Source organism: Brevundimonas sp. (genome assembly GCF_041911375.1).
Classification (GTDB): domain Bacteria; phylum Pseudomonadota; class Alphaproteobacteria; order Caulobacterales; family Caulobacteraceae; genus Brevundimonas.
In genome coordinates, this window is the sequence record NZ_JAYRPA010000028.1 from 1 (window position 1) to 10968 (window position 10968).

The following is a 10968-nucleotide window of genomic DNA, read 5'->3' on the forward strand; positions in this document are numbered from 1 at the left end:
CCGGCGGCGGCGCGACGCCGCCCCGAGGCGACCGGCTGAACGCGCTGATGACGCGCCTGAGCAAGGGCGAGCGGTTCACCGCGACGCTGGCCGGCGCCCGGATCCAGGCGGACGAGGGCGCGGTTCTTGTGATGCGCGAGACGGGGGAACTGCGTCGCCGCCCGCCGCCGCCCCTGCGGTTGACGCCCGGCGAGGAGCGGACGTGGGACGGCCGCTTCGCCTTTCGGACCCAGGCGGCGGGCTGGACGGTGGTTCCGGCGCTGGGCCTTCTGGCCGCCCTGTCGCCGCAGGATCGCGCCCGCCTCGGCCGCCTGCCCGCCGCGGCGCGCGGCGCGGCGCCGGTCCTGATCCGGGACGATGCGTCCGGGCCGGTTCTTGCAGACGAGGCCGTTCGGCGCCGCGATCTCGTCCCGGAACGGCTCGCCCTGGCGCTGGACGAAACGACGCACGAAGACGATCTGACCCGCGCCCGATGGCGTAACGCCGTGGAACGACCTATTTTCACGGACATGACATTCAGACCGGAACCCCAAGGCGGGGCGCCGGACGACCGAGGACACTCATGAACCTTCGCAATCTGGCGATCACCGGCATGATCCTTCTGGCCATGCTGGCCTTCTACGCCTTCGTGTCGCAGGGCGGCGCCATGTCCGGCGCCGCCGCGCCGGGCGGTTCCGGCCGGCCCGAGGCCGTGACCTATTCGCAGCTGCTGCAACAGGTGGAGGCCGGACAGGTCAAGGAGGCGACCATCCGTGGCGAGGACGTCACCGGCGTCTACAAGGACGACCGCCGTTTCACCGCCGTGACCGTGACTCCCAGCACCCAGCTGGTCGACGCCATGATGGCCGCCGGCGTCAACGTCGACGCCAAGAGCACGCGCCAGTCCTGGTGGGCCAGCCTGCTGATCGGCATCCTGCCCATCGCCCTGCTGGTCGGGGTGTGGATCTTCTTCATGCGCCAGATGCAGGGCGGAGCGCGCGGAGCCATGGGATTCGGCAAGTCCAAGGCCAAGCTGCTGACCGAGCACAAGGGCCGCAAGACCTTTGACGACGTCGCCGGCGTGGACGAGGCCAAGGACGAGCTGCAGGAGGTCGTCGACTTCCTGAAGGATCCGGGCAAGTTCCAGCGTCTGGGCGGCAAGATCCCCAAGGGCGCCCTGCTGGTCGGCCCTCCCGGCACCGGCAAGACGCTGCTGGCGCGGGCGGTCGCGGGCGAGGCGGGCGTGCCCTTCTTCTCGATCTCGGGCTCTGACTTCGTCGAAATGTTCGTCGGCGTCGGCGCCTCGCGGGTTCGCGACATGTTCGAACAGGCCAAGAAGAACGCGCCCTGCATCATCTTCATCGACGAGATCGACGCGGTCGGCCGCCATCGCGGCGCCGGCCTGGGCGGCGGCAACGACGAGCGCGAGCAGACGCTGAACCAGCTGCTGGTCGAGATGGACGGCTTCGAGGCGTCGGAGAACATCATCCTGATCGCCGCGACCAACCGTCCCGACGTGCTGGACCCGGCCCTGCTGCGTCCCGGCCGTTTCGACCGCCAGGTGGTGGTGCCGAACCCCGATGTCTCGGGCCGCGAACGCATCCTGCGCGTCCACATGAAGGACGTGCCGCTGGCCGCCGACGTCAACGTCAAGACCATCGCGCGCGGCACGCCCGGCTTCTCGGGCGCCGACCTGGCGAACCTGGTCAACGAGGCGGCGCTGACCGCGGCCCGCAAGGACCGGCGCATGGTCACGCACCGCGACTTCGAGGACGCCAAGGACAAGGTGCTGATGGGCTCGGAGCGCCGCTCCATGGCGATGAACGAGGAAGAAAAGCGCCTGACCGCCTATCACGAGGCCGGCCACGCCATCGTCGCCATGAACGTCAAGATGGCCGATCCGGTGCACAAGGCGACCATCGTCCCGCGCGGCCGGGCCCTGGGCATGGTGATGCAGCTGCCGGAAGGCGACCGCTATTCCATGAAGTACCAGCAGATGATCGACCGCATCGCCATCATGGCCGGCGGCCGGGTGGCCGAGGAGCTGATCTTCGGCAAGGAGAACATCACCTCGGGCGCCAGTTCCGACATCGAACAGGCGACCAAGCTGGCGCGGGCCATGGTCACACGCTGGGGCTTCTCCGAGAAGCTGGGCACGGTGGCCTATGGCGAGAACCAGGAAGAGGTCTTCCTGGGCCACTCGGTGGCCCGCAGCCAGAACGTTTCGGAAGAGACGGCCCGCACCATCGACGAGGAGGTCAAGCGCCTGGTCACCTCCGGTTGGGACGAGGCCCGCCACATCCTGACCGCCAAGGCCGAGGACCACGAGAAGCTGTCGCAGGCCCTCTTGGAATACGAGACCCTGTCGGGCGAGGAGATCAAGGACCTGCTGGAGAAGGGCGTCGCGCCGAACCGCGACGAGAACAACTTCCCCAACGCCGGGCCTTCGGTCTCGGTGCCGGTGACGCCGGTGTCGGATGGAACCGACATCGAGGTTCCGGCCCCGGCCCCGGCCGCGACCAGCGTGCCCACGGTCCACTGATCCGGGTTCAGGGTTGAACGAAGACGCCCGCCGGGAGAGCGATCTCCCGGCGGGTTTTTTCTCGTCTCCGGCACGATTGGCGGGGCTCAAGGGGCGATGACGACGAACAAGTTTGCATTGCAGACTAGTCTGTGAGATACGACCTTGGTCCACCTTGGGAGGGGTCGCCATGACGGCGTGCGAAATCGATCGATCCGAGCGCCTTCACGGCCTCGACGGGCTGCGGGGCGCGGCCCTGCTGCTGGGGGTGGTGCTGCACGCCGCCATGTCCTTCTTCCCGACGCAGATCTGGATCGTCGGCGACGACCAGCGCTCGGCCTGGGCCAGCGGCCTGTTCTTCGTCATCCACCTCTTCCGCATGACGACCTTCTTCCTGATCGCCGGGCTGTTCGCCCACATGATGCTCGCCCGCCGGGGGACGTGGCCCTTCGTCAAGAACCGAATGGTCCGCATCGCCGCGCCGCTGGCCGTGTTCTGGGGCGCAGTGCTGGCGGCGATCGTCGCCGTCCTGATCTGGAACGCCAGCCTGCAAGGCCTGACGGCGGCCGACGCCCCGCCGACCCCGACCTATGACTGGACCAACGTCCCCCTGACCCATCTGTGGTTCCTGTGGGTGCTGATGCTGTTCTACGCCGCCCTTCTGATGCTGCGCGCGCCGTTCGCGCTGCTGGATCGCGACGGAGGCTGGAGCCGGTCGGTCGATCGGCTGACGGCGGGTCTGATCGGGCCGTGGGGGGCATTCCTGCTGGGCGCGCCCCTGGCGGTCGCCCTGTGGCTGCAGCCGGACTGGATCGCCTTCTTCGGCGTGCCGACGCCGGACGCGGGCCTGGTTCCCAATACGCCGGCCTTGGTCGGGTTCGGCCTGGCCTTCGGCTTCGGCGCCCTTCTGGATCGCCGCCGCGACCTGTTGGGTCGGATGCAGGCGTGGGCGCCGGCCAATCTGGGATTGGCGGTCGGCGCCGGGGCCGCGGCCCTGATGCTGGCGGGCGGGCCCGATCTGCACCTGGCGCCGATGACCGATCCCGCGACCAAGGCGATGACGGCGGCGGCCTTCGGCGTGGCGACCTACGCCTCGGCCTTCGCCACCGTGGGTTTGGCGCTGCGTTTCTGGTCGCGGCGCAGCGCCGTACGTCGCTACCTGGCCGACGCCTCCTACTGGATCTATATCGTCCACCTGCCGCTGGTGATGGCGGCGCAGGTTCTGGTGCAGGACTGGAGCCTGCCGTGGTGGGCCAAGCTGGCGCTCGTGGTCGTGGCCGTGTCGGGCCTCAGCCTGGCCAGCTATGAACTGCTGATCCGCCACACCTTCATGGGGCGCTGGCTGAACCGGCGGCGCATCCCGTGGAAGCAGTCGGCCCCGGTCGCCCCGCTCCCTGCCGAACAGCTTGCCAATCCGTCGCCGCTCGTCCACGCAACGTCATATCCGAGGGACCCCTCATGACCGACCCCGCCCGTTCCGCCGAGGCCGACCTGGCCTTCCTGCGCTCCGTCGTCTCGGGTGCCGGGCCCCAGGGGCATTTCACCATGGGCGTGTCCTATCTGGCCGGCGGGCTGCTGTACGGCGTGCAGTGCCTGTTCCACATCGGCCAGGCGGTGGGATGGGTGCGCTGGCCGGGCCTGGCCAGTCTGATCTTCCTGGTGGCGATCACGACGGCCATGATCGGCGTGCTGATCTGGGCCGTGCGCCAGGACCGCAAGGGCCCGCGCCCCGGCCCGATGGTGACACGCACCCTGAACGCCGCCTTCAGCGCCACCGGCATGGTCAATCTGGCGGTGATCGTGGTGTTCGCAGTGGGCGCGATGCGGGATCAGGACTTCGCGGTCTGGCTCTACTATCCGGCCATGGTGTTCGCGATCCAGGCGGCGGCGTGGTGGGTGGCGTGGAGCCTGAGAAAGTCGGCCTGGATGCTGGCCACGTCCGTCGGCGGCTGGGCGACGGCGGTGGCCTTGGGCCTGCTGGTGCGTGAGCCGGTCGCCTATCTGGCGGTCTGCACGGCGGCGCTGTTCGGCCTGTTCGCGGCCCCGGGCTGGATCATGCTGCATGGCGCCCTGAAAGCCCGGCGAGCCGCCTGATCCGATGAGTCTGGAGCAACTCGGCAAGATCGACGAGGTCATCCACGGTCGCATGCGGCTGGGGATCATGGTCTATCTGGCCGACGCCGAGGCCGCGGACTTCACAGAACTGAAGACGGTTCTGGAGGCGACCCAGGGCAATCTGTCCGTCCACATCAAGAAGCTGGAGGAGGCCGGCTATGTCGCCGTGGCCAAGAGCTTTGTGAACAACAAACCCCTGACCCGCGTGTCGATCACGCCGGCGGGCCGCAAGGCCTTCGCCGCCTATCTGGAGGCGCTGGGCGGGCTGATCGGGAGGGCCCGCTGATGGCCCCGATGGTCGTCGATCCGGCCAAGGTGCGCGCCTTCGCGGACAAGGACGCCCTTCAGGCCTGGCTGGCCGAGAACCACAACCGTGAGACGGTGCTGTGGATCCGCATCTACAAGGCGAAGTCGGGGGTCGCCTCGATCACCTGGGCCGAGGCGGTGGAGGTGATCCTGTGCTGGGGCTGGATCGACGGGGTGCGCAAGAGCCTGGATGACGCCAGCTTCCTTCAGCGGATCTCGCCGCGCGGCAAGAAGAGCGTCTGGAGCCAGGTCAACGTCGCCAATGTCGCCCGTCTGATCGAGGAAGGGCGAATGACCGAGCATGGGCTGAAGCATGTCGAGGCGGCCAAGGCGGACGGACGCTGGGACGCCGCCTATCGCGTCAAGGGGGCGACCGTGCCGGACGATCTGATGGCGGCCATCGATGCGGAGCCGCAGGCGCGCGCGACGTTTGACCTCCTGACGGCGCAGAACCGGTTCGCCCTGATCTACCGGGTCGAAGCCCTGAAGACCGCGGCGGGGCGCCGAAAGAAGATCGGTGATCTGGTCGCCATGCTCAAGCGGGGAGAGACGGTCCACCCTCAGAAGGGCGTGCGGCCATGAACGGCCTCCCGCGCGTCATGGGCATCGTCAACGTCACGCCCGACAGCTTCTCGGACGGCGGGCGGTGGACGTCGACGAAGGCCGCCGTGGATCACGCATTGAAGCTGGTCGAACAGGGCGCGGACGTGCTGGACATTGGCGGCGAGAGCACCCGGCCGGGCGCCGATCCGGTGGGCCAAGCCGAGGAGATCGACCGGGTCGCGCCGGTGATCGCGGGCGTGCGCGCGCGCTGGGACGGGGCGATCAGCGTCGACACGATGAAGCCGGCGGTGGCGCGGGCGGCGGTCGCGGCGGGGGCGACGATCTGGAACGACGTGACCGCCCTGACCCACGCGCCCGACAGCGTCGCGGTCGCCGCCGAACTGGGCTGCGACGTGGTGCTGATGCACATGAAGGGCGAGCCGCGCACCATGCAGGCCGATCCGCGCTACGATGACGTGGTGGGCGAGGTTCGCGACTATCTGGCCGCGCGCGCCGAGGCGGCGATGACGGCGGGCGTGGCGCGCGAACGGATCTGGCTGGACCCCGGCATCGGCTTCGGCAAGACGCCATCGCACAACATGGCGCTGACGGCCCGCCTGGACGTGCTGGCGGCGCTGGGCTTTCCGGTGCTGTACGCCGCCAGCCGCAAGCGCACGATCCAGTCGATCGACGCGACGGCGGTCGAGGCGACCGACCGGCTGGGCGGCTCGATCGCCCTGGCGCTGGAGGGCGCGCGACGCGGCGCGCGGATGATCCGGGTTCACGACGTGCGCGAGACGGTGCAGGCGCTGAAGGTTCAGGCCGCGGTCGTCTCGGCCGGGCCGATCGGCGAATAGAGCATGATCAGGTCGCTATCGCCGACCGGCAATGTAATGCCGCGAGACGAAACGGCGGACGCGGTGTAGGGCGGAAAACCACCCGCGAGCGCGCCATGACCTTCAATCCCTACATCACGCCGATCCTGCTGCTGGTCGCCTCCAACGCCTTCATGACCTACGCCTGGTACGGGCACCTGAAGGGCGACCCGAAGCCGCTGTGGATCGCGGTCCTGGTCAGCTGGGGCGTGGCCTTCTTCGAATACTGGCTGGCGGTGCCGGCGAACCGGATCGGCCACCAGGTCTATTCGGCGGCCGAGCTGAAGACGATGCAGGAGGTGATCACCCTGGCGGTCTTCGCCGGCTTCTCGGTGCTGTACCTGGGCGAGAAGCTGACGGTGAACCATCTGGTCGGGTTCGGCTTCATCGGCCTGGGCGCCTTCTTCATCTTCAAGGGCCCGCTTCACTGATCGCGCGCTTGCCCCCGACGCCGGCTTGTCCCATCTGGTCCCCATGTCCTGGGTGATGTCGATCAATCCGTGGGCGACGCTGGTCGTCGCCGGTCTGCTGGAGGTCCTGTGGGCCTCGGGCCTCAAGAACGTCAGCCTGCAGCGGCCCCTGACGTCGCTGGGGGTGCTGATCGCGCTGGTGGCCAGCATGATCCTGTTGTGGGTGGCCACGCAGAAGCTGCCGATCGGCACGGCCTATGCGGTCTGGACCGGCATCGGCGCGGTGGGCGCGGCCCTGGTCGGCGTCCTGGTCTATGGCGAGCCGGCGACGGCGGTGCGGGCGGTCTGCATCCTGCTGATCGTCGCGGGCATCGTCGGCCTGAAGCTGTTCTCGGGCGCGCACTGATGGGCCCTGATCCGGCAGACGCCCGCCGCGCGGGCGGGGGCGGCGGAACCACCGCTCAAGCAGACGCCCGCCGCGCGGGCGGCGGTAGCGGAAAAAGAATGGGCCGGGTGCTGATCCTGGCGGGATCCGACTCGGGCGGCGGCGCGGGCGTCCAGGCCGACATCAAGGCGGTGACGATGATGGGCGGCTACGCCGCCACGGCCATCACCGCGATCACGGTGCAGAACACCCTGGGCGTCCACGGCGTCCATCCCCTGCCGCTGGAGCTGATCGCGGCCCAGGCGCGGGCGGTGCTGGACGATATCGGGACCGACGCCTGCAAGACCGGAATGCTGGGCTCGATCGAGGTGGTCGAGACGGTCGCCGCCCTGCTGGACGAGGCGCGGGCCCCGGCCGTCGTCGATCCCGTCATGGTCGCCAAGGGCGGGGCGGCCCTGCTGCCGGACGCGGCGGTAGAGGCGGTGAAGTCGCTGATGATCCCCCGCGCCGCCCTGCTGACGCCGAACGCGCCCGAGGCCGAGGCTTTGACCGGCGTCGCCGTTCACGACCTGGACGGCCAGCGGCGGGCGGGCGAGGCCTTGCTGAGGCTGGGCGCCCAGGCCGTGCTGATGAAGGGCGGCCACGTCCCCGGACCGGCGGTGATCGACGTGCTGATGACGACGGACGGCGAAACGGTGCTGGAGGCCGAGCGGATCGACACCCGCCACACCCACGGCACCGGCTGCACCCTGGCCAGCGCCTGCGCGGCGGGCCTGGCTCTGGGCCGCCCGCTGGAGGTCGCGGTCGCGGAGGCCTGGGCCTACGTCGGCGAGGCGATCCGGCGCGCGCCCGGCCTGGGCGGCGGGCACGGCCCGCTGGACCACGGCTGGCCCGTCAGGGGCTGATGCACCCGGCGGCGAACGGATCGGCAAGGGCGGCGACGATAGGCATGGCGGCCACGTCCAGGAAGGGTTTTCCCTGAACGGTGCGGGCCGTTATTGGTGCTTATGAGCCGCGCCGAATCGACAGCCCTGACCGCCCGCCTGGTGGAGATCGTGCGCCGGGACGCCGGATTGATGCAGGTTCTGACGACCGTGCGCCGGCTGGAGCTGCCCGATTGGCGCGTCGTGTCCGGCGCCGTCTACCAGGCGGTCTGGAACGACGCGACCGGCCGCCCCCTGGGCTATGGGATCAAGGACTACGACCTGGCCTATTTCGATGCGTCCGACCTGTCCTACGACGCCGAGGACGTGGTGATCCGGCGCGTCGCCGCGGCCTTCGACGAGCCGTTCAGAAGCCAGGTCGAGGTCCGCAACCAGGCGCGCGTCCACCTGTGGTTCCAGGACCGTTTCGGCGAACCCTATGCGCCGCTGGGGTCGACCGACGAGGCGCTGGGCCGGTTCGTGGCCCCGGCCTTTGCGGTGGGTGTTCGACTGGAACAGGACGACCGGATCAGCGTCGCCGCGCCGTTCGGGCTGGAGGACGTCTTCGCCATGACCCTGCGGCCGAACCCGGACCGGCCCAGGGCGAAGGAGTGGGACCGGACGGTTGCGAACGCGCGCGGGCGCTGGCCGGAGCTGAAGGTGGTCGGCGTCTAGACCGCCCCGCCTTCCAGCTGAAGTTCGGGCGCGGCGGCGGTCAGGGCGGCGCCGAACGGCAGGTGCAGGATGAAGGCCGCGCCCTTGCCGGGTTCGCTCTCCACCTCGGCCCAGCCGCCGTGCAGCTCGACCAGCGCCTTGACCAGGGCCAGACCCACGCCCGGCCCGCCCCGCTCGCGGCGGACGAAGCGGTCGAACACATGGGCCTGGAGGTGGTACGGAATGCCCCGGCCGGTGTCGGCGACGGTCAGGCGGACCTCGGCCGGGCCCGCCTCGGCGGTCAGGGTGACGGCCCCGCCCTCGGACACCGACCGCGCGGCGTTCTCCAGCAGATGTTCCAGCGCCTGGCCGATGCGGCGCGCGTCGGCGCGCAGGGGGCGCAGGTCCGGCGCGCTGACGACCGTCAGGGTCGCGCCCCGACCCTCGATCTTGGCGCGGACCTTTTCGGCGACGTCCTCGAACAGGTCGCTGATGCGCATGTCGCCCAGCGACAGCTCCATCTCGCCGGCGTCGATCTGGGCCATGTCGAGCACGTCGTCGATCGAGCGCGCCAGCTGGCTGGCGGCCACGCGGATGGCGCCGGCGTGCTGGCGCATCCGCTCGGACAGATCGCCGGTCGCCTCCAACAGTTCGGAATAGCCGACGATCGTGGTCAGGGGCGTGCGCAGTTCATAGGAGACGCTGCCCACGAACTCGCGCTTCAGGGCCTGGCTTTCGGCCAGCGCCTGCTCGCGCTGGACCAGGGCCTGCTCCAGCTCGCGGCGGGCGGTGATGTCGGAGAAGGCGACCAGGGTGGCCCCGTCCGGAAGGGGGCGGGTCTGCCAGGCGGCCACGCGGCCGTCGGCGGCGCGGCCCTCGCCCGAGATGGCGATGCGGCTTTCCGGGTCGGGATCGGCGACCCGCGCCTTAAGACCCAGCCACAGCGCCGGATCGGGCAGGGCGGCCTTGCACAGTTCGGCCAGGGCGTCGAAGTCGCCGGCCGAGTCGATCTGGTCGCCGCTGAGGCCCCAGAACCGCTCGAAGGCCTCGTTGTGCAGGCGCACCCGGCCGTCGGAGCCGAACACGGCCACCGCATCGTTCAGCTTGTCCAGGGTGGCGCGCTGGACCTGGAGCTGGGCGTTGAAGCGGCTGCGCAGCTGCAGCTCGTCGGTGATGTCGGAGAAGATCAGCAGGATGCCGCCCAGCGGGTGCGGCTGGCGCACGACCCGCAGGGTGCGGCCGTCGGGCAGGGACCAGCTGTCGTCCGGCGCGGCCTCGGCGGCGCCGTAGAAGTCCAGCTCGTGCGTCTTCCAGCCCGCATAATCGACCACCTCCGGCAGGCGGCGGCGCTGGCGCAGGTGGTCCAGCAGCTCGGCGTGGGTCGGCCGCTCGTCCAGCCAGGCGGGGTCCAGGTCGAACAGGGTGCGGAAGGCGGTGTTGTGGAAGGCCAGTCGCTTGGCCGGGCCGAAGATGGCGACCGCGTCGGCCAGGTGGTTCAGGGTCTCGTCATGGGCCTCGACGTGGCGGCGCAGGGTGTCGCGCGTCTCCTCGGCCTCGGTCACCTCTATGGCGAAAGCGGTGACCGCGCCGCCGCCGGCCGGTTCGGCCACGATCCGCCAGGCGCGCCGACGCTCCCCGCCGGTGGTCCAGCGGAAACCCTCCTGGCGCACGCCAAGCCGGCGCGCCTCGGCCACCAGGGCGTCGGCGCCGCGATCGAAGCTCATGCGGCCCTCGCGCGCAGCCTCCAGGGTCTCGGCGCCGATCTCGTCGAGGAAGGCCTTGTTGGCCCAGGCCAGAAGGCCGGCGCCGTCAGCGACCCAGGTCGGGGTGGGCGAGGCGTCGGCCAGCAGGGCCAGACCGCTCTCGACCGCTTCGGCGCCTGTGAGGGTGATGCTGGAGGCCGGCGCCAGCCGCAGCCAGGCCAGGCCGCCGGCGACGCGTCCCTCGACCCGCCAGGGCGTCGGGGCGTCGCGGCCCGCCTCGTCCAGCAGGACCAGGCCGTCGAAGGCCCGGCCTTCGCGGGTCAGGGCGTCGATCGCCGCGCCGTGTCCGGCCTGAAGGCGGTCCAGAATGGCGGCGGCGCGATCCCCGGCGCCCCCCGTCCAGCGGGCGATCATTTCCGGCGGCCCCAGGGGCTCCGCCCCGGCCTCGAGCGGCAGGCTGATGTCGTCGAAGGCGTGGATCAGGCCCGCCGCCCGAGCGGCCGCCGTCTCCAGCGCGGCGCGGGCGGTCTCGGCCTGACGCGCGCGGGCGTCCA

The 10968-nt window shown here is 70.6% G+C and carries 11 protein-coding genes and 1 pseudogene; 11 read left to right on the forward strand and 1 reads right to left on the reverse strand.

The features are described 5' to 3' along the window. The 11 genes and pseudogenes from ACE3PU_RS06540 to ACE3PU_RS06590 form a co-directional block, all read left to right on the forward strand. Window positions 1–566 (forward strand): annotated as a pseudogene (locus tag ACE3PU_RS06540) (PP-loop family protein); the annotation flags it as partial. Beyond that, window positions 563–2521 carry an ATP-dependent zinc metalloprotease FtsH gene (gene ftsH / locus ACE3PU_RS06545; RefSeq protein WP_374387903.1) on the forward strand — a complete coding sequence of 653 codons (1959 nt, stop codon included), beginning with the start codon at window positions 563–565 and terminating at the stop codon, window positions 2519–2521. The pseudogene ACE3PU_RS06540 and the gene ftsH, both read left to right, overlap by 4 nt. A gap of 169 nt (window positions 2522–2690) precedes the next feature. Beyond that, on the forward strand, window positions 2691–3962 hold the full coding sequence (locus ACE3PU_RS06550) for an acyltransferase family protein (RefSeq protein ID WP_374387906.1): 1272 nt from the start codon (window positions 2691–2693) through the stop codon (window positions 3960–3962). Next, the gene (locus ACE3PU_RS06555) at window positions 3959–4594 is read left to right on the forward strand and encodes a hypothetical protein (RefSeq protein WP_374387908.1); all 636 of its coding nucleotides are present in this window, start codon (window positions 3959–3961) and stop codon (window positions 4592–4594) included. Before ACE3PU_RS06550 ends, ACE3PU_RS06555 begins: the two co-directional genes overlap by 4 nt. A gap of 4 nt (window positions 4595–4598) precedes the next feature. Next, entirely contained in the window at window positions 4599–4901 is a 303-nt protein-coding gene (locus tag ACE3PU_RS06560) for a winged helix-turn-helix domain-containing protein (protein ID WP_374387910.1), read from the forward strand. After that, on the forward strand, window positions 4901–5503 hold the full coding sequence (locus ACE3PU_RS06565; RefSeq protein WP_374387912.1) for a YdeI family protein: 603 nt from the start codon (window positions 4901–4903) through the stop codon (window positions 5501–5503). Before ACE3PU_RS06560 ends, ACE3PU_RS06565 begins: the two co-directional genes overlap by 1 nt. Then, window positions 5500–6321: a dihydropteroate synthase gene (folP, locus tag ACE3PU_RS06570; protein ID WP_374387915.1), complete on the forward strand. Its 822-nt coding sequence runs from the start codon at window positions 5500–5502 to the stop codon at window positions 6319–6321. The genes ACE3PU_RS06565 and folP overlap by 4 nt, the downstream gene beginning before the upstream one ends. 95 nt (window positions 6322–6416) lie before the next feature. Beyond that, window positions 6417–6770 (forward strand): DMT family protein, encoded by a 354-nt coding sequence (locus ACE3PU_RS06575; RefSeq protein ID WP_374387917.1) that lies wholly within the window; start codon window positions 6417–6419, stop codon window positions 6768–6770. 43 nt (window positions 6771–6813) lie between these two features. Next, window positions 6814–7155, forward strand: a complete 342-nt coding sequence (locus ACE3PU_RS06580) for a multidrug efflux SMR transporter (protein ID WP_374387919.1) — start codon at window positions 6814–6816, stop codon at window positions 7153–7155. A 98-nt stretch (window positions 7156–7253) separates the two neighbouring features. Further along, window positions 7254–8039: a bifunctional hydroxymethylpyrimidine kinase/phosphomethylpyrimidine kinase gene (thiD, locus tag ACE3PU_RS06585; RefSeq protein ID WP_374387921.1), complete on the forward strand. Its 786-nt coding sequence runs from the start codon at window positions 7254–7256 to the stop codon at window positions 8037–8039. Window positions 8040–8141: 102 nt separating this feature from the next. Then, window positions 8142–8732, forward strand: coding sequence for a nucleotidyltransferase family protein (locus tag ACE3PU_RS06590; protein ID WP_374387923.1), 591 nt, complete (start codon window positions 8142–8144; stop codon window positions 8730–8732). Here the strand turns inward: ACE3PU_RS06590 and ACE3PU_RS06595 are convergent. Further along, the coding region (locus ACE3PU_RS06595; protein WP_374387925.1) for an ATP-binding protein at window positions 8729–10968 on the reverse strand (2240 nt) is incomplete at its 5' end. The two genes, ACE3PU_RS06590 and ACE3PU_RS06595, sit on opposite strands and share 4 nt — an antisense overlap.